Raw genomic sequence first — 20,026 nt, 5'->3', positions numbered from 1 at the left:
ACTAATTTAATATTATGATGCTTCTTAATATTCTTTAAGTACTAATAATTTAAATAAGGCTGTTATTGGTATTAAAGCGAATTAAATATTTATTGCTAGACTACAAATTCACATAATATTTGATATAGAAAAATATTTAGTTAAAACTTTTTAGTAGCTTTTAAGTCCTAATAGCTTCTCTCCTAAAGAATTAAGCTTAGCAGGAAAGTATTTGTTTTTTTCCCATTCTCTTGGATCGCCCTCAAAAGCAAAACCATCAGGAGCTGTTTTTTCCTCAAATGATTTAACTCGCCAGTTTTTAATAGCTTGATTAGTTGGCTCTGCAGGAGTCATTGATATATATTGAGCTAATCTTACTTCATCATCAGATGTATTTGGGCGAATGCCGTGAAGTAACATTGCATTAAAAATAATAAGATCCCCAGCTTTGACAAGAATTGGTTTTGCAGGGTATGGAACTGTTTCTATGTTTGGTGTAAATGGGTCTCTATCTGATGGTTGTTGTTGCTCCCATTTTGAGAAGTTTTTGAATAGCTCTGGAACACATTGAAAGCCGCCGCTAGATAGTGTTGTATCACTTAATGCTAGTACACCTTGCACATTTACAGGTAGGGGTTTTAATGTTGAATCTGCATCCCAATGTAAAAAACCACTGAAGTTTTTTTGGTTATATTTGATTGGTAAACTTAAGTTAGCTCTATCAATAGTAACCCATAAATCTTCTCTATCCCAAATATCTACAAAAGCGTCATATACTCTTTGATTCTGACGGTTTTTCCATAATAATGGATGGTGATAGCACTCAAGCATACCACTACCATTAAGCTCTTGCATTCGATATACAGTTTTGTTTGGTTTCCATGTTGATTTATCATTCTGCCTCATTTCGCTAAACTCCCATAGGAAATCGACAGTTTGTTTAGCATCTTCTTTTGGAATAGCATTTTTGATGACTACATAACCATAGGTTTGCCAGTGTTTAAAATCATTTTCACTTAATACACGTAGTGGTAGTTTCTTTTTAATTTCTTGTAGTTGAGGATAGTCTTTATAAAAAACAGAATTGTTTCCTGGTTGATTTTCTCCGTATTTATATTGATTGTTTATCATAATACACCTATTACAGTTATTTTGTTTTACTTGGAATTTTTTAGTTGCGATAAGTACTTTTTGCATAGTAATATCTAGCAAAATAAGTACTAAATAGAATAGGTGTGATAATTAAGGGTAAAGAGTATTACAAAAAGATTTTAGATTTATCATACTTCAAGTGATTAACACTTTTAAACATCAACTTGATTACATTCTATATTAAATATAATAGTATAATCAACTAGCTTATTTAAGAAAATATAGTTTTAGCTATTATGATTAAAAAGATAGATGATATGAAAGTATAGAATCTATATGCGACCTTAAGCTTGAGTCGTAGCATCACTACAACATTTAATATATAATTTGATTAAAATATTAAATATTCATAAGACTATATGGATCTATTCTCAAGTTTAGAAAATAAGCAATCTGTAGGAGAGTTTTCAGAGCAAGCATATCTAAACTATTCAATGTATGTAATATTAGATAGAGCTTTACCACATATATCTGATGGTTTAAAACCTGTGCAAAGGCGTATTATTTATGCAATGAGTGAAATTGGCTTAAGTCATCTATCAAAATATAAGAAGTCTGCTCGTACGGTAGGGGATGTTTTAGGTAAATATCATCCTCACGGTGATAGTGCGTGTTATGAAGCAATGGTTTTAATGGCTCAAAGTTTCTCTTATCGTTATCCTTTTATCGATGGTCAGGGTAACTGGGGGTCAGTTGATGATCCAAAATCATTCGCAGCAATGCGTTATACTGAGTCACGTTTATCTAAGTATGCCGTTTTGCTATTAGATGAACTTAAAAAAGGTACTGTGGATTGGGTTAAAAACTTTGATGGTACTATGGATGAGCCTAAGCTTTTACCAGCACAAGTACCAAATATTTTACTAAATGGTGCTATGGGTATTGCAGTGGGGATGTCGACATATATACCCCCGCACAATATTACAGAGATTATTAATGCTTGCTTGCACTTGCTATCAAACCCTAAATCTTCAATAGAGGATGTCTTAGAGATTGTTGAAGCTCCGGATTATCCAGGTGGAGCAAATATAATTAGTACTAGAGAAGAAATATCAGATGTCTATAAATCTGGTACAGGATCAATTAGGCAACAAGCTGTATATGACTACGATAGTCACGGTAATGTAGTGATTACAAAGTTACCTCATCAAGTATCAAGTGCCTCTGTAATGGAGCAGATAGCAAATCAGCTTAAGCAGCAGAAAATTACTTGGATTAAAAATATTCAAGATGAATCTGATGATAAAGAACCTGTTAAGATAGTTTTATACTCAGGAACTACAAAGAAAAATATCAAGAAAATAATGGGTCACTTATTGGCGACGACTGATCTTGAGAAAAGCTTCCGTGTCAATATGAATATGATCGGTTTAGACTATAAACCTAAAGTTAAAAATCTCTTAGATATTTTAACTGAATGGCTTGAATATCGTAGACAAACTTTACGTAGAAGACTACAAACTAGTCTAGATAAAGTACTTGCGCGTTTACATATCTTAGAAGGTTTACTTATAGCATTTTTAAATATAGATGAAGTGATTGAGATTATTAGAAATTATGATGATCCAAGTGTTGAATTACAAAATAGATTTTCTCTTTCAGAAATTCAAGCCGAAGCAATTTTAAATATCAGATTGCGTAAGTTAGCGAAAATTGAAGAAATTGAAATTAAGAAAGAACAAAAAGAACTAGCCAAAGAAAAAGAACTTTTAGAAGGGTATTTAAATAGCGAAGTTAAGTTTAGAAACTTAATGAAGAAAGAGTTTAAGCAAATATTAGAAGACTTTGGTGATGATAGACGTTCTCAACTTATACATGCTGAAAAAGCTCAAGCATTAGAGGAAAAAGATCTAATACCTAGTGAGAAGGTAACCGTTATTTTATCAAAAGCTGGCTGGGTTAGATGTGCTAAAGGTGATAATATAGACCCTAAAGGTTTAAACTATAAGCCTGAAGATAAGCCTTTTCTTGCTGTTTCAGGTAATAGCAATATTAAAGTGGTATTTTTTACAAAGCTTGGTAAAGCTTATTCAATGTATATTGATAAATTCCCTTCAGCTAGAGGTTATGGTGAGCATATAACTACCTATATTCCATTAGATAAGAAAGACGAGATTATTAATATGGAATTCGTCAATGCAGCTTCGCACTTTTTGGTCGCTAGTGTTAGTGGTAAAGGCTTTGTCATTGCTGCAGAGGATCTTATCGCAAATAAAGTTACTGGTAAAAATATCTTTGATGGTGAAGATGTATTTAAATTTATACCGTTTGCTGAAGATTTAAAAATGTTAGGTGTAAGCTCTAATGGCAGAACGGTAATACGAGATTTTGCTAATTTTGCTATACTTAAAAAGGGTAAAGGTAAGTCGATTATTAGACTTGATAAAAAAGATAAACTTAAGTTTGTGGAGTTATTAAATTCAGAGCAAGAGGCTATCTTAAATGCAGGCAAAAGATTTATTCGTATAGATAGTAAAAATATAGAAACATATCTAACTGATAAGCCTTCTGGCGGAGGTGTACTTTTACCACAGGGATTTAGAAAAGTAACAAAAATAGAAATAGAAGGTTAAAAGAATGAAGAAAATAGCAATTTTGGGCGCTATGGAGATAGAGATCCAACCAATATTAGAGAAGTTAGATAGTTATGAAACAGTAGAGTATGCAAATAATAAATACTATTTAGCAACATATAAAGACAAAGAGCTCATTATTGCGTATAGTAAAATTGGTAAAGTATTTTCAACTTTGACAGCAACTATAATGATAGAGCATTTTGGTGCAGAGGCTTTATTGTTTACAGGTGTTGCAGGCGGTTTACAAGAGTTAAAAGTAGGTGATATGATTGCTGCAACGGCAACAGTACAGCATGATGTAGATATTACAGCATTTGGTTATCCGCATGGTAAGATTCCAATATCAGAAGTGCAAATTAAGACTTCAGATATGATTCTGAATCATGCTAAAAAGGTTGCGAAAGATCTAGGGCTCGATCTTCATACTGGAATTATAGCAACAGGAGATCAGTTTATTAGTTCAGTAGAGAAAAAAGATTTTGTTGTTAATGAGTTTGATGCAAAAGCTATAGAAATGGAAGGTGGTAGTGTTAACCTTGTATGTAATGAGATGAAAGTCCCAAGCTTAATTTTAAGAAGCATCTCAGATACTGCTGATGGAGATGCTCCAGAAAATTTTGATGAATTTGCAAAAAATGCAGCACAGGAGTCAGCGAACTTTGTTATAAATTTAGTTGAGAGGATATAAAAGGGGAATAGTTTGTGGTTTAGGTGGCTTGTTGTATCTAGTGTTAGTTTTTTATCGATTTTGTCATATGGTTTGACAGATAAACAGATTAATAATTTAAAACAGCAACTAAAGCAGATTCAACAAAAACAAAACTCTAATAATTCTCAGATTAGATCCAATTTAAAGAATATTAGTCTAAGCAGTTACCTTAAGTATAAAAATATTTCTCAAAATCCAGAAGCTTTTACACAAGAGCAGATCTCAAACTATATCAACACTCATCAAAGTGAGTATTGGCCATCAGCTTTGTGTGATGATCTAGCAATACATTACGCTAAAAATAAAAATTGGCAAATGTTTAAAAAGTTCTATGATGGTAATTTAGAAACTGATGGAAAATGCTGGATAGCTCAAGATAGTAAAGATGAAAGATTTAGACAAAATGCTATTCTAGATTTTACTAGATTTTATCAAGATGAGACTCCATCGGCTTTAGAATGTACAGATATTCAAACATATTGGAAGGGGTATGCAAATAAGGGTAAAGATTGTGTTGTAGATAAAGCTTATGTTTTGGCATTTGATGATAATTTTGATAGTGCACTAGCCTTACTTAATAAGCATGTTAAACAGCAATCATACACTGAGTATATAAATGCGTGGAAAGAAGTTACAAATAACCCTAAAGGCTTAGATGAATTTATTGCTAAATATCATGATTATCCTAAGTTTGATGAAGTATTAATAGAGATATCAAATGATTTAACAAAAAGTAGCCCTCAAAGATACGCGAAAATATGGCAAGGATTAAAAAATACAAAATACTTAGATACTAAACTATATAGCAAGGCTACCTTGCCTATAGCTGTTAGCTTAGCTAAAAATCATAATAAAAGTGCTGAGAAATGGTTTTTAAAAATTGATAGTCGTTACTATAGCAATAATGCTTGGCAATGGTTATTAAGAGTAGATTTATACAATCTAGACTTTTAAAACTATATAAAAACATATCAAAAACTACCTAAACACTTACAAAAAGAGAATGTTTGGAAGTACTGGTTAGCATATAGTTATGCTAGAACTGGCTATAAGTCAAAAGCAAATAATATTTATCAAGAATTAGCTTCAAAAAAAGGCTTTGATTACTATGTTCTCTTAGCTACAGATGCTTTAGGACAACCATATGACCTTGGTTCTAAAAAGGCAACCACAATATCTAAGTCAAAACATACAGAGTTATTAAAAGACGAAAATATCTATCAAGCAATAGCTTTATATAATTCTAAGCAATATAAAGATTCTACTAGGTTATGGAAATGGGTCATAAGGCAGAAGTTAAATAATGAGGATAACTCTCAAATTTATAGTTTGGCAAAGTTAGCATCATATAATAAAATGCACTATCAAGCTATTTTCACTATGGGTATGTTAGGTTTAAATAAGCATTTGAAGATTTTATTCCCTAATCCCTTTATAGATCTTGTGAGTGAACAGTCTCAAAAATACTCTTTAGAAGAGTCATTGATATTTGCTATTATGCGTAGAGAGTCTTTATTCTATCGTAAGGCTGAGTCTCCAGTAGGAGCAAAAGGTTTGATGCAGGTTACAAACTCGACAGCCAATTTTATTTCTAAAAGATATAAACTGAATTCATTTGATGATCAGCAAATATATAATTCTACAGTTAATATTAAAATAGGAAGTGCAAATTTGAATTTTTTGATGGGGTTGTTCAAGAATAATTTGATACTAAGTATAGCAGCCTATAATGCAGGTCCAGGAAGTGTAGCTAAGTGGTTAAGTAAAAGAGAAGTTCTAGCAACAATCTGGATAGAGAATATTCCATTCGTTGAGACTAGAAACTATGTTAGATATGTTTTGGTAAATATGGTCATTTACGATAATTTAGTTTTGAAAAGCAATAATGAAAGGCTAAGTGACCTTTTGCGTATAGAACTATCTAATAAATTTAGTTTTAAGAAGTGATCTAATAATATCTTATTTTGTAGTTATCTTTTTTCTTTCGAGATGAACGATATATAACTAATGATCTTATTATCTCAATAACACAGATTATTAGTAAAACAGGATCAAGTAAATAATTCCAAATATTAGCCTGCAGAATATTAGTTAATAACAGCACTGATGATATAACAATTATTATATTAAATAATATAAATCTATTAGATATAAGTAAAAGTACTAATCCATAGATGAAAATAAAAGGTGTAACTATATATGGACTAAAACCAAAGTCATAAAGTTTATATGAAAATATAAAAAATAGTCCATAAAAAATAACTAATATTGGCAAAAAACCTAAGCTAGTATATGGGAAAACGATAGCATTATTACTGATAAATATTGAAGCAATAATAACTACTAAAAATAATGAAGATGCTAAGCTAAAGTAGCTTGTAACTCCAGTAATAAAATAATAGATAGTTTCACTATCTGAAGTCACACTTATTAAATTTAGAGCTAATAAAATAATAGTTAGTATCAATAGTACTTTCTTTTGTAAAAATCCTAGTAGCCTAAGAAAAATATATATTGTAAAAAGGTTTGCTGCTAGAAGGTTATAATAATTAAGCATTAGTTTTCTCTCCTTTAATCTCTACAACTCTTATAGTTTTCTTTAGCTTATCTGAGAATGATAGAATAATACTATCTTTATAGAAAGTAAAAGCAGGGTAAGATAGCTCACCTTTGGCTTTGTTTGGGAAAGTATATATGTTTTTCCAATCTTGAGAGTTATCTGATTTATAAGCTAAACTAAGGTTTGATCTACCAGAGCTAGCATTATTATAAGCTAGAAGTATGCCATCTTTAGTTTTTATCGCTGCAATTCCTGAGTCTGGATTATTAAGTTGTGTAGGTTTTACCTTAGTCCATGTTTGCCCACTATCATATGTTTGGTTTGTGTAGATCTTTTTAATTGAGCTATGCATTTGTCTATAAAAAGCCAAAGCATGTGTATTTGATAGAGGTACTACGGTAGGTTGTAAGTTTACACCATCATTAGTCATTTCTGATACATTTATAAGGTGTCCACTATTGTTAAAGATAAACCATCTTCCATTTAGGTTATTAAACTCCTTATATACAGGAACAGCAAAATTGCCATTTTCTAATGTAATAGCAGAGCCTCTAGTAAGAGTGCTGAAATTAAAAATAGGAGAAGCAATAATTAGTCTAGGTTTACTCCAAGTTTTACCTAAGTCAGTTGAATACATGGTATTCAAAGAAGATGTAACCCAACCTCCTGTAGATGAAGTAAAAATTAACCATATCTTTTTGCCATGAGCATATATGATTGGGTTTCCTAAGTGATGAATATGTTTTTTAAATATAGATTGAAACTCTTGACGATTCATAACAGATCTTGCTTTAGAAAATTTCCAATGCCCATCTATCTTTTTAGCTGTTGCTAGCATTATGTTTGTGTTAGGAGCTGTCTCATGATCACCACTATACCAAGTTATAAAAAGTGTATTACCTGAGGTTGTTACTGATGATGCGTGGTTATATTTAAAATAGTCTAAATTAGCAATAGTCTTTACACTTATATCTTTTGAGATTTCTTTATTTGTTGGTGTTGGGGTAGAAAAATGATAACTATATCGGTTATTTAAACTATAAAAAATAATCACCACAATTAAATATATAAAAGCAAAAATAGCAATTAAACTCAGCTTGTTTTTCATTCTAAAATCAATTTAATAGTATCTATTTTTATAATTGTAATCTAACCTAAGACAAATGTACTAATTTTTAGTATATTTGATGCTTAAAATCTGAAGCTCTGATGAGATAATGAATTTTCTAAATATGATTAGCTAGCTTATTATGTATAATCATTAGTTTTTTGTCCTTAATAATGTTAGTATTTTTAGCAAAATAAATTTCTAATAATTAAGTTATTATGATTAATAAAAAGTTTGTAGCAAGTTGTTTATTATTCCTATCTGTAGGAGCTGGATATAGTCTTACAACAGAGCAGGTCCAAGTTTCAAAACAAGCATTGAAGGATTTAGAATCAAAGGATTATAAGTCTTATTATTATCTTAAATCTAAACTTCAAAATACAAGTATTTATCCGTATTTTCAGTATAAAGAGATTAGTAGTGATCCTAGTATTTTTAAACAAGATACAATTGATGAGTATTTTAAGCAAAATGATAATAAGTATTGGAAAGATAGACTTTCGGATGATTTAGCAGAATATTATGCACAAAAGCAAGATTGGAAACTTTTTAAGAAGTATTATAAAGATGATTTGGGAATCTCAGGTAAATGTTGGAGTATGCAAGCAGAATATTCTTTAGGAGATAAAACTCAAGCCTTAAAAGAGTTTGCTAATTTATGGCAGAATCGTGTATATATGCCGTCTGCTTGTTCAGATATGCAAAAGTACTGGAATAAATTAGATTATAAGCCTAAAGCTTACATAATTAATAAAGCTTATACTCTTGCATTTGCTAATAAGTTTGATGATAGTTTATGGTTGTTAAATACTTATGTGAAAAATAATAGAGATTACGTTAATTATATTACAGCATGGAAAGAGGCTACAAAAAATCCTGCTAAGTTAGATCAGTTTATAAATAGATTTCATAACTATAAGCATTTTGATGAAGTATTTTTTGATATATCAAAAGATCTTATTAATAAAAGTCCAACTCAATATGCAAGAGTATGGGATAATTTAAAAAATAAAAGATATTTAAGTAAAAAGACTAAACAAGAATGTATTTCTGTAATTGCTGTTAGTTTTGCAAGATCTCAGTCACCAGAGGCAAAACAGTGGTTAGCAAAAGTTGATAAGAGATATTTAGATACGATAGCTTGGGAATGGTTATTAAGAGTAGAACTCTATAATAATAATTTTACAGGTTTTATAAAAACATATTATCAGCTACCGAAAAAATCTCAGCAAGATGAGGCTTGGAGATATTGGTTAGCTTATAGCTATGATAAAGAGGGACAGACTACAAAAGCCAAAGAAATATATCAAAAGCTGATCAAAGAGCCACTAAATTATTACTCATTCTTAGCATCTGATAAATTAGGTAAGCCATATAATTTTGGTAATAATGCTACTGATAAATTAAGTAATGGTGAAACTAAAAAGTTACTATCTCAAGATGCTACTGAGCAAGCTATTGATTTATATCAAATGGGTCAATATAAAGACTCTAAAAGTATATGGCGTTGGAGTATAAGAAATAAGCTAAAAGCAAAGCAAATCACTGAGATAAAAGAGCTTGCACGTTTAGCAGAAGATAACCATATGTATTATGCAGCTATATTTAATATGGCAGTGATTGGCAAGTACGATAATATTGATATGCTTTTCCCTAAGGCGTTTATAAATATTGTGGATGAAAATACTAAAAAATTTGGTGTTGATAGAGATCTTGTACTTTCTATAATGCGTAAAGAGTCTTTATTTGACATACAGGCAGGATCTTGGGCGGGAGCAAAAGGTTTAATGCAAGTCACTGAGCCTACAGCTAAATTTATTGCTAAAAAATATAAACTTTCTTTAGTTGGAAGTAAGTCTGAAAATATGAATACTAAAATATTTGTTCCTCAGAATAATATTAAATTAGGTACAGCAAATTTACATTTCTTAGAGAAGTTGTTCGATAAAAATACAGTGCTTGGAATAGCTGCTTATAATGCTGGACCTGGTAATGTAGCTAAATGGTTAAATAAAAAAGAAGTCCCAGCACCAATTTGGATAGAAAATGTTCCGTTTGGAGAGACTAGACACTATATAAGAAAGGTACTAATGTACATGATAGTTTATAATAACTTTGTCTTTAAAGATAAAAAAAATCATATTAGTACATTCTTAGACTATAAACTATCTGAAAAACAGAGTTTTAGAAAATAGGGTTTAAAAAGAGTACTGTAGACCTGAAGTTACAAAGTTTTGTGAGTCTCCTGAAAAAGAAATTGTATATGTATATGTAACTTTCAAACTAAGGTTATCGACATATTTGATTGGAAACATTAGACCTACTGGAAATACAGCAAAACCTCCCCAAGTGTCATTTGTAGCTAAATAGTCACTAGGAGCATTTTGCTGGTTTGCGATACCATTAATACTTGTATGACCAAGACCAACTCCAGCAGCAGCATAAGCTGTTATATAATTGTTTATCTTATAGTAATATTTGGCAGCACCAGCAAAGTAGTTATTATTTTGAGTTGTATTGTATTCACTAACTAAAAAATTCTGATAAACAAACTCTAAAGCAAAAGACTCTGTAAATCTATAGCCTAAGCTAGCTACTATAGTTGCACCACCTTTAGACATGTTTGTTTGTTGTCCCCAACCACCATTGACACTAATATATGCCATAGGTTTGAAAGTCTTTTTTGTAATACCATCAAGATCATTAATGTTGTAGTAATTTTTAGGGAGCTTATAAAGACCTTTTGTATCCTTTTCGATATGCTTCGTATCATTATCTAATTTTTTAGCATCAGTATCTATGCTAGCTACAGAATTAGCAGTACTAATTAGTGGTAAGGCAAAAAAAAATAATATTACTAAAGAGAGTTTTTTTCTATTCATTATTTAAAATAGTCATCTAAATCAAAGAGACTTTGACTTTTTAGTAATTGACCATCAAGTTATTTAATAAAAGTACATTATGATATCATAAATTTAATATTAAAAAAGAAAGAGTATTTATTTGGAAAATATTTAGTTATTTACATTATTTATTTGAACTCTTTGTGACGGAGCTAATTTAATTTTCATTTTTTCAGCTATATCTAATATATCTATTATGAATTGTTCACGTTGCTCTAGCTCTTCTCCCCAGTCTTGTGAGGCAAAAAATACATATATTAATATCTCAATAGATGATGGTTTTAAATCATTTACTCTTATATAGTATCCATCTTTTTTCATGTATGAAGTTTTTTGGACTAATTCATTTAAAGCATTTACATAGGATTTAAGTTTATTTGTCGGGGTAGATTCATCAACTTCAAGCATAGTTGTGTATCTACGATATTTTCTTTCCCCCATGTTATTTATTTGAGATGTAACAAATGCAAAGTTTGGTATTATTAGAGCAGAATCTTCAAAAGTTCTAATAATAGTACTCCTTAAGCCTATTTTTTCTACTATTCCTTGCTGATCTTTAATTATTACCCAATCTCCAATTTTGATAGGTCTTTCTGCAGCTAGAATAATTGAGCCAAAAAGGTTCTCAATTGTATCTTTGCCGGCTAAGGCTATAGCAAGCCCACCAATACCAAGAGCAGCTAAAAAGTGGAACATATCAATACCAAGTTGCTCTATTATATATCCAGTAATAATAAGTATTATGATAAGGTTAACGATTTTGTTGGCAATAATTATAGCAAAGGAAAATCTTGCGGATTTGTCTGAGTCTTGAGATTTTTTATATGATGAAATAATAAATGAACATAGAACATTTACGATCTCAGTACATAAAAACATTATGATAATGCCGTATGAAATTCTAAATATTAAATCAAAATAATAGCAAGCCTTTTCAAAAACTATCATAGAGTTAAAGAAGAAGAAATATGCAAGGTACATTGATATTATTAACGATGTTGCGATAGTGAGTTTTTTGATAGTTTTATAATCTTTATTCTCAAAAATATTTCCTAGAACTTTAAATATGGGGTTCAAGATTTTAAAAAATAATTTGAAGATTAAATATAAAATAGTTGCCGAGATTACAGATATGATAATTATATATACAGTTTGTCCATATTTATTGAGAAGACTTGGGATGTTCTCCCAAAGAGAATGTTTTATATTGTTGCCAATAGGTGTCCGTGTATTGTTGTCTAGATCATGTAAGAAAATTTCCACACCATTAATCTGGGCATTTTTTGTAAATATCCAGTTATCAAAAATCTTATTTTTCTTAGTATTTTGTATATTTTCTAAATATATACTTTTTCCAGATAATGGAGATGTATATATCATTACCAGATTACTGTCAGGTAAGACTTCACCAGGTATATTTCTTATTGTAATCTTTGCGTTCTCAAATACTTTGTCCATACTAAAAGCGACAAACGATGCATAATCTTTTCGTATATTTTGAGGGATCCATTTAAGATTCATAATCTCAAGAGCATCTTGGGTGTCGAATTTATATGTTTGATTCACCCCAAAAACAAACCTCATATATGATAGTATAGGCATAGAGATATTTCTGATATTATCTTCGGTAGAGTTTTTCTCATTTTTATAAACAACAAATTTTTTAAGTGTTTTAGGGTTTGTGAAGTTTTTTTGAGTGAAATACCAGTCACCATTAACTTTTCTAGCTAAGTAAAAAGTCTGCTTATTGCTATCTTTGCCTAGAGTTAGGCTTAACTTATTTGTGTTTGTATTTGTATTATTTGGAACATCTTTAAGCCTAAAATCAGTTTTAAGTAGAGCGACAAGCATTTTATCAATGTTAATATCTTGTTCGCTAATTGTGTAATCATTTATTTTTACAGTTTGGGGTGAAATACAGTTGATCACATCATAGTAGTACTTATGAGACCCCATCCATAAGCTCAAAGATTTATAGTAGAAGTTAGCAAATAAGTCTCTAGGAGTTTTATTATGAAATCCTGAAACTTGATTTTTATTTAGAAACCCCAATGATTGGTACTCAAAAGTTTTAAACTGTTTATTAGATAGGTAGTTAGCTGTTGTAAAAGGTCTTATGTAAGCAAATAAACATATTATAAAAAGAGTTAAAAATATTATTTTAGAAATTTTTAAGCTAAGAATATATTTTTTATTTGATGACATATTTTTATACTTCAGGAGTAGAGCCTCATTTTAAAAGTTTAAATTAATAAATTAAGGTATTCAATCCTTTTTAAATTATACATTTAGATATAAATTCAAATGTCTAAATTTATAAATCTTTTAAAAGTTAATTAGTATTATAAAGTACTCGAGAACAGTCGGATTTTATTGATTATTTAATGTTTTGCTGAATAGATTTAAAGAAATAATCTATGATAAGAGTTAGGATTTATTCATAAGGTCCTTATAAGAATTAAATTTAAGGAATTGCAGAAAGTACTAAGGAGTTTCAAAATGGATGATAATGATATTAAAGATACAAATATAATAAGCTCTGGTTATCTTGATGTTGGTGATAATCATAGTATTTATTATGTCGATTGGGGAAATAAGAATATTGAAATCCCAATTTTTCATCTTCATGGAGGACCAGGAGCTGGTTTTAGTAAGGATAATTTTTCAAATTTTGATCCTAAAAGACATCGTGTTATTTTTCATGATCAAAGAGGTTCTGGACGTAGTAGGTTTTCTTCACCTTTTAGTAATAATACAAGCTGGGATTTAGTTTCTGATATTTGTAAACTTAGAAAGCATCTAGGTTTTGATAAAATATCTTTATATGGGTTCTCTTGGGGATCAACATTAGCATTATTATATAGTATTGAAAATCCTAATATAGTCGAAAAAATGCTTATAGGAGGAGTTTTCTTAGCTCGCGAAATAGATATTAAATTCTATATTGGTGGAGGAGGTGCTTCGACACATTTTCCAGAAGTATGGCAACGTTTTCGAGATAATGCGCCAATACATGAGAAACTCGACATAAAACCTCATTTTTTACAAGAATTGCTCAGTAGTAAAAATGAGGATCAAAAGAAGAGGTTTGCACGAGAGTGGCTAGTGTATGAATCAAGCTTATTTCAACTAGACTTTACTGGTAAGAATTTAGAATCAGAGTTAGAAGATTTTGCCTCAGAGTCAGTAGTTTTCTTAGAAGCTCATTATATTTTAAATAAATGTTTTCTTAAAGAGAACTATATATTAGATAATGCTTATAAAATAAAGCATATCCCCATAACTATTGTGCATGGCAGATATGATTTTATCTGCATGCCATCAGCAGCATACGAGTTAAAAAAAGCCTTAGATGAAGAAACAATACTACACTTTGTTACATCTGGGCACTCTAATGGTGATATGGTCCAACGTGAAGTAGTAAAAGCGTATTTAAATTTTTATTGATAAAAAACTTAATGACTTTATTATATTTTCCTTCATTTGAAGGAAAGGTACTTCTTAATCTTTTAAAAAACATTAAAAATCTAAACCGGGCTCCCCTCTTAATAAATTATATTCTTCATTATCGCCATGATATGAGGTTACATTATCTCTTAACCTTATCCCTAACAATTGTTGGAGCTTTGCAGAATTAGTTTCACTTAACTCATCAGGTAATGGTGAGTGGAAATATTCTCCCATCCTTTTAATCCAATAATGTCCAAAGAAAAGAAATAATGCCCAGCGTTCCTTAGATTGAGATGTATTAGGGTTTGCTTTATGTAGAATACCAGCATCAAAAAATATAATATCTCCTTTTTTAGGGAAGAGTTTTATTTTTTTACTTTCTAATTCACTATTACTATACATTCTCTCTCTTTTATGTGAACCCGGTATTATTTCAAATGCCCCTAATTCTTCAGAGATATCTTGAAAATATATACCTGAGTTCATAGATAATGTTTTATTGCATATAAAATTTACATCACGATGCCACTCAATCCCCATAGCCCCGGGACTTTGTTTTTTTAGGTCAGCAGCAAGTAGTTGAATATCATTCCCTATTAATAATTCCGCTAGCTCAAATATTATAGGAGTTTGAATAAACTTTCTAAAAGACAGCCTTCTAAATAATACTCGTTCATGCCAAACTTTTTGTTTTATACTTGAATCGATAGAATTTGCTAATAATTCAGAATCTTTCTGCATTTCTTCTAATAATTCATTATTAATAGCATTTTTTATTAAAACAAAACCATCTTTTTTAAACTGTTTTTTTAGATTTAAATTATTTATATTATTAATGTCCATAATTGTACATCCTTTAATTAAGTTTTATTTTTGTGTGAAAATAACTTCATAGAAGATATTTTTAATTTATAAAAAGCTATTATCAAGATAGCGATTATAAGTGGATATAATGACAGATAAAAGAAAGTATGCACAAAAACTCCTTTGGTTGAGTCTTGAATCTTATGGCTAATAATATCAATATGTAAAATAGGTGTTAAAAAAGTTAATGTTAATCCAGCAAAAGCTCCTGTAAAAGAGAATATACCAAAAATTAGATTATCCATTTTTTTAGGTATATATTTAAATATTAATGAGTTTAAACCAGGTGATACTAAAGTAAAAGCAATAGCTTGTGTTAGATAGAAAAGTAAAATTATAAAAACATTAAGCTTGCCAGGTGAAATCATAATTGCTAAAGAGAGTACTAAGAACCCAAGGCCATATGCTATAAAGCCTCCTGAAATATATTTGAAATTATTTATATTATGAGATGATTTTGATTTGTATGACCATAGTAAACTGAGTGGAAGACATAGAATCACAACCATTATAGAATTAAACCCTTGAAAAGATGATGCTGGCAAAACATACCTGAATATATGCCTATCAACATTTGAATTTATAAATAACGATATTACAGATGGTATAAACGCATCTATAGATGATGCTAGTACAATTAATATAAAAATTATTATTAGAGATCTTAACATAATTTTTTCTTCTAATAATAATACTCTAGCTTTGTAGATTATAAAAAGTAGAACAATACCAGATATAGTAAAAATAATATATGTTTCTAATTTTATTAATTTAAAAATTATAAAGAATATTAGGCTAGTAACTAACCCAAGTAGAGTAATTAATACTATATTTTTTATATGGTATCTATCCTGAGGAAAAAATATTTTTTTGTTATCTTGAGATAAATGGACTTTCTTTGATAAATATAAATAAATAAATAAACCTAAAATGGGAAAGATGGAAACTATTTCATAAGATATTCTATAACCTATTTTTTTAACAAATATTCCAAAAAGTATTGCTGCTCCAGCAGATCCAATATTTACGAAAAATTGAAGTAATGTTATTGCAGAATTTCTACCATAGACATCATTTTTTTCATATAAATAATTTATAAGAATACTTTTGTTTGGAGCAAAAAAGACAAAACCAGTAGCAAATAGTGCAATAGAGTATATGATACTTATCCAATTATTAGCTAGACATATTAAAGAAATGAATATAAGCATAATACCAACTATAATAACTTGATGTCTATTTACTAACCTACCAGCGGTCACACCAAACCAATTACCTCCCCATATAAGAGAAAAACTAATTGAAAAAACTATTACTGCTTGTGATGTATTTATATGTCCAACAGATTGCATATAGTAAACAATAGTTGATGATAAACATACTAAAGGAAATATTATAAATACTTGAACTATTAGTATGGGAACTAAACCGATTGGATATATTCTTTTCTTTGATTGATAATTTTTACTTTCAGATTTTTTCATAAGGTAAATTATAAAAAGGTTATCATTGGGGTTAAAGTGAGTATATCTGGTTGTTGTATATTCATTATGAACTCTCTTTTTGTCAATTCTTATAGTGACTTATAAATTAAAACTATCATTTATTATTGTTGGTTTCTTTAAGTTTATTCAGCAAAAATTTAAATAAATTAATAAAGATGTACTGTTCTCGAGTACACTGTGATATTTATACATAAATTCATAACTATGAGGTTATAAATAATCTTTTAGTTTAGTAATATTTATAATACATTTAGATGCTAATCTTCTTACAAATTTTTGGTTGAGTTACGCTTATTTAGATATTTTTTTCGTCAGATCTAATTTTTAACAATGTTAAAATACTTGACTAAAACTCTCCTTCTTATATGATAATTCGTTTGTTAAACTTTTGATATATGCTGCTCTTTTGCTTTAACTAGCAGTAGTTTGGATTTTAAAACTCTATATTATAGTCCATTGTGAACAGAAGCTAGGTTTAAATATGGAGAGTACATTATTTCATTTTGAGTATGTGAAATTGATGAGGCTTTTTGAAATGGGTAGGTAGAGGATAACTTTTTAGAATTTTTTTAAAGTTTGGGGTTTAGTATTAGTTTATAGATTAAGAAAATGGATATATGTTTAAAAATATTAAAAAAGAGAATTTACTAGCATATTTTTTAACATATGTTGGTTATATGACGTTGACGATATCAATGCCACTAATATCTAGCGTATCATCTAATTTAAAAATCCCTCAAGAACAAACTCAACTAGCAATGAGCTTATCATTTTTTATGTTTAGTCTTTCTGCAATACTATTTGCAACTCTTTCGGATATATTTACCGCAAAAAAAGTGTTATCTCTATCACAAAGCTTATCAATCTTGGGTTTAATAATTTTGGGTATAGCAAGTAATATTAATATTATGTATGTAGGATTTGTGTGTTTAGGTCTTGGTACGGGGTGTTATTCATCCATTGCTAGGGCTTTAATATCACGAAATGCTGATGATATTACTCAGATGAAAAAAGCATATTCTATATTATCTATAATGATAATAGTTGCTCCAATTGTGAGTACTTATTTGGTTTTATGTGTGATACCTGTTTCATGGAGACTTGCTTATTTCATTATGGCCATAATAGAAATAGCATTATTTCTATTCTCTATAGAAATATTAAAAATAGATGCTCAAAATCAAGTTTTAATTCCAGCATCTCAAATTCTATCAGGCTTTGTTCATGCTTTGTCGAAACCTAGCTATTTACTTAATGTTATGATTGCGGCGATACTTTTCTCTTTTTATTTAGGAGTATTGATGAGCTCATATAAAGGGTTGTTGGTAGATGAGTTAAATATATCTATTAATGTTTTTACAGTTATATTTTTATTAGCATCTATCTTCTATATTTTAGGAATAATTAGTTTCCGAATGAAAGCTAGTTCTGCACATAAAAAGCGTTATAGACTTGGAGTTTTAGGGGTCGCTTTTATTTTTATTATTTTATATAGTTTTTTAAACGTGTCGTTATATAGCACTGTAATATCACTACAACTAATATGTTATTTTTTAGGTTTTTTTATACCTTTAGCAACAGGGGCGGCTATGAGTGATATTACTAAAAACCATGGTACTGCAGCAGCTATGTTAACATTCTCAGTAGGATTTTGTATGTCTATATGGGGATTTATAAAGGCACATATGGATATCTCAAATTATCACTTAATTCTTTTAGCATTATGGGTATGTTTTAGTTTAGCGTTATTATTAAAAATCATTGTGGTTTTTGTCATTGATAAAAGGTTAAAATGATATTACATAACATCAGTGCTCTTGAAAAATACAAAACAGTGTCAGCAGTAGATCTAACAGTATTTAAATAACTTATTATAATGTATATTTTGTACTAATCTAAAGATTAGAATACTATATAGTATTTACTAGCGTATATTTGTTATAGCTAATTTAGTGATGTAAAATGGTAACTATGATTTAGCTTTTTTGTATTAGATATATGGCTTTATTTAAGTGGTCTGATAGTTATGCTACTAATCTACCGGATGTTGATGAGCAACATCAAGAGTTGATTAGTATAATCAATGAGCTTGGATTATTATTAGATGACGAAGATATTAGTCTTGAAGAGGTTGAAGATATCTTTAGCAGAATTTCTGATTATGTGAAATATCATTTTTCGGAAGAAGAAAAGGCAATGAAAGAATCACAACTTGATGAGCGTTTTGTTGAAAAACACATTGAGATACATAACAGGTTCATCGAAAAAGTTAACGTTATATATAAAAAAACGATAAATTTAGACACATTAGAACTAACCAGCTCATTATTTAATTTTCTAACTCGTTGGTTGACTCATCATATACTAGGTATAGATCAAGATATGGCAAATCAAATTAAGGCAGTAAATGCTGGTATAAGCCCCAAAGATACTTTTGAAATGCTGGAGGCAGAAAGAAGCCAATCATCTGCAAATGAGTTATTAGATGTTTTTGATGCGTTGTTGAAAAATATATCACTAAGTCATCAGAGACTGCAAGAAATTAACTTAACACTAGAACAAAGAGTAGAGCAGACTGATAGGGCAAATAAGCAACTTAGTATCCTTAATACTTCCTTGGAAGAGCTTTCATTTAAAGATGTATTAACTGGGATACCAAATAGAAGATATGCTATAAAATATTTATCAAGTGCTTGGGAGCTTGCACAAACAATTAACCAATCAATATCTTGTGTTGTGATTGATGCAGACTTCTTTAAAGAAGTTAATGATAACTATGGTCATGATGTAGGAGATGTCGTTTTAATTAAGCTTGCAAAGGCTTTGAATAAAAACTTTAGAGATAAAGACATTGTATGCCGTTTAGGGGGAGATGAATTTTTAGTTATCTTGCCAGATACAGATATCAAAATTGCTATGAAAGTAGCTGAACGAGTAAGAGCTAATATTGCAAAAATGAAGATTAAAACAGGTGGTAAGCCTTGGATAGGAAGTATAAGTGTTGGTGTAGCATCTAAAGATAAAAGCATGAAAAGCTTTGAACAGTTAATTAAAAAAGCTGATAAAGCAGTTTATTTGGCTAAGCAGAATGGAAGAGGCTGCGTAAAATGTGTTGAGTAATTGTAAAACTCTTTATACTAAATAACTTTTTTGCTTAGATTAAATTCAAAATTGTCGATCATTCCTTGGCTTTTATATAGATTAGATAAATGGCTTATTA

The 20,026-nt window shown here is 29.5% G+C and carries 15 protein-coding genes; 8 read left to right on the top strand and 7 right to left on the bottom strand.

Annotated elements, in window-relative coordinates; all coding sequences use genetic code 11:
- Window positions 1–150: 150 nt before the first annotated feature.
- Entirely contained in the window at window positions 151–1,110 is a 960-nt protein-coding gene (locus tag F3D62_RS11715) for a phytanoyl-CoA dioxygenase family protein (protein WP_224732692.1), read from the bottom strand.
- A 380-nt stretch (window positions 1,111–1,490) separates the two neighbouring features.
- Here F3D62_RS11715 and parC point away from each other — a divergent pair, with 380 nt between their 5' ends.
- From parC to F3D62_RS11695, 4 genes are all read left to right on the top strand, one after another.
- Window positions 1,491–3,704, top strand: a complete 2,214-nt coding sequence (gene parC, locus F3D62_RS11710) for a DNA topoisomerase IV subunit A (RefSeq protein ID WP_150468435.1) — start codon at window positions 1,491–1,493, stop codon at window positions 3,702–3,704.
- A gap of 4 nt (window positions 3,705–3,708) precedes the next feature.
- Window positions 3,709–4,395 carry a 5'-methylthioadenosine/adenosylhomocysteine nucleosidase gene (locus F3D62_RS11705; RefSeq protein WP_150468434.1) on the top strand — a complete coding sequence of 229 codons (687 nt, stop codon included), beginning with the start codon at window positions 3,709–3,711 and terminating at the stop codon, window positions 4,393–4,395.
- Window positions 4,396–4,407: 12 nt separating this feature from the next.
- Window positions 4,408–5,370 (top strand): hypothetical protein, encoded by a 963-nt coding sequence (locus F3D62_RS11700; RefSeq protein ID WP_150468433.1) that lies wholly within the window; start codon window positions 4,408–4,410, stop codon window positions 5,368–5,370.
- A 402-nt stretch (window positions 5,371–5,772) separates the two neighbouring features.
- Window positions 5,773–6,363: a lytic transglycosylase domain-containing protein gene (locus F3D62_RS11695; RefSeq protein ID WP_150468432.1), complete on the top strand. Its 591-nt coding sequence runs from the start codon at window positions 5,773–5,775 to the stop codon at window positions 6,361–6,363.
- Window position 6,364: 1 nt separating this feature from the next.
- Here the strand turns inward: F3D62_RS11695 and F3D62_RS11690 are convergent, their stop codons facing one another.
- Together F3D62_RS11690 and F3D62_RS11685 are read right to left on the bottom strand one after the other, a co-directional pair.
- Window positions 6,365–6,973 carry a hypothetical protein gene (locus F3D62_RS11690; protein ID WP_150468431.1) on the bottom strand — a complete coding sequence of 203 codons (609 nt, stop codon included), beginning with the start codon at window positions 6,971–6,973 and terminating at the stop codon, window positions 6,365–6,367.
- Window positions 6,966–8,084, bottom strand: a complete 1,119-nt coding sequence (locus F3D62_RS11685) for an exo-alpha-sialidase (RefSeq protein ID WP_150468430.1) — start codon at window positions 8,082–8,084, stop codon at window positions 6,966–6,968. Before F3D62_RS11685 ends, F3D62_RS11690 begins: the two co-directional genes overlap by 8 nt.
- Before the next feature lie 218 nt (window positions 8,085–8,302).
- On the opposite strand from F3D62_RS11685, the gene F3D62_RS11680 reads away from it, so the two are divergent.
- Entirely contained in the window at window positions 8,303–10,279 is a 1,977-nt protein-coding gene (locus tag F3D62_RS11680; RefSeq protein WP_150468429.1) for a lytic transglycosylase domain-containing protein, read from the top strand.
- A 3-nt stretch (window positions 10,280–10,282) separates the two neighbouring features.
- Here the strand turns inward: F3D62_RS11680 and F3D62_RS13000 are convergent, their stop codons facing one another.
- Together F3D62_RS13000 and F3D62_RS11670 are read right to left on the bottom strand one after the other, a co-directional pair.
- On the bottom strand, window positions 10,283–10,966 hold the full coding sequence (locus tag F3D62_RS13000) for an outer membrane protein (RefSeq protein WP_224732691.1): 684 nt from the start codon (window positions 10,964–10,966) through the stop codon (window positions 10,283–10,285).
- A gap of 132 nt (window positions 10,967–11,098) precedes the next feature.
- Complete coding sequence (locus F3D62_RS11670) at window positions 11,099–13,192, bottom strand: mechanosensitive ion channel family protein (protein ID WP_150468428.1); 2,094 nt, start codon at window positions 13,190–13,192, stop codon at window positions 11,099–11,101.
- Window positions 13,193–13,486: 294 nt separating this feature from the next.
- Here F3D62_RS11670 and pip point away from each other — a divergent pair, with 294 nt between their 5' ends.
- Window positions 13,487–14,434 carry a prolyl aminopeptidase gene (gene pip, locus F3D62_RS11665; protein ID WP_150468427.1) on the top strand — a complete coding sequence of 316 codons (948 nt, stop codon included), beginning with the start codon at window positions 13,487–13,489 and terminating at the stop codon, window positions 14,432–14,434.
- A gap of 72 nt (window positions 14,435–14,506) precedes the next feature.
- On the opposite strand, the gene F3D62_RS11660 is transcribed toward pip, so the two are convergent.
- On the bottom strand, window positions 14,507–15,280 hold the full coding sequence (locus F3D62_RS11660) for a phytanoyl-CoA dioxygenase family protein (RefSeq protein ID WP_150468426.1): 774 nt from the start codon (window positions 15,278–15,280) through the stop codon (window positions 14,507–14,509).
- Window positions 15,281–15,297: 17 nt separating this feature from the next.
- Complete coding sequence (locus F3D62_RS11655; protein ID WP_150468425.1) at window positions 15,298–16,785, bottom strand: MFS transporter; 1,488 nt, start codon at window positions 16,783–16,785, stop codon at window positions 15,298–15,300.
- 638 nt (window positions 16,786–17,423) lie between these two features.
- Between F3D62_RS11655 and F3D62_RS11650 the strand changes: the two genes are divergently transcribed.
- Window positions 17,424–18,602 (top strand): MFS transporter, encoded by a 1,179-nt coding sequence (locus F3D62_RS11650; protein WP_150468424.1) that lies wholly within the window; start codon window positions 17,424–17,426, stop codon window positions 18,600–18,602.
- A 202-nt stretch (window positions 18,603–18,804) separates the two neighbouring features.
- On the top strand, window positions 18,805–19,926 hold the full coding sequence (locus tag F3D62_RS11645) for a GGDEF domain-containing protein (RefSeq protein ID WP_150468423.1): 1,122 nt from the start codon (window positions 18,805–18,807) through the stop codon (window positions 19,924–19,926).
- Window positions 19,927–20,026: the final 100 nt, after the last annotated feature.

Source organism: Francisella sp. SYW-9, assembly GCF_008711465.1.
Lineage (GTDB): Bacteria > Pseudomonadota > Gammaproteobacteria > Francisellales > Francisellaceae > Francisella.
The sequence above is the reverse complement of the archived record's forward strand: the minus strand, read 5'-3'. Positions and strand labels throughout refer to the sequence as shown.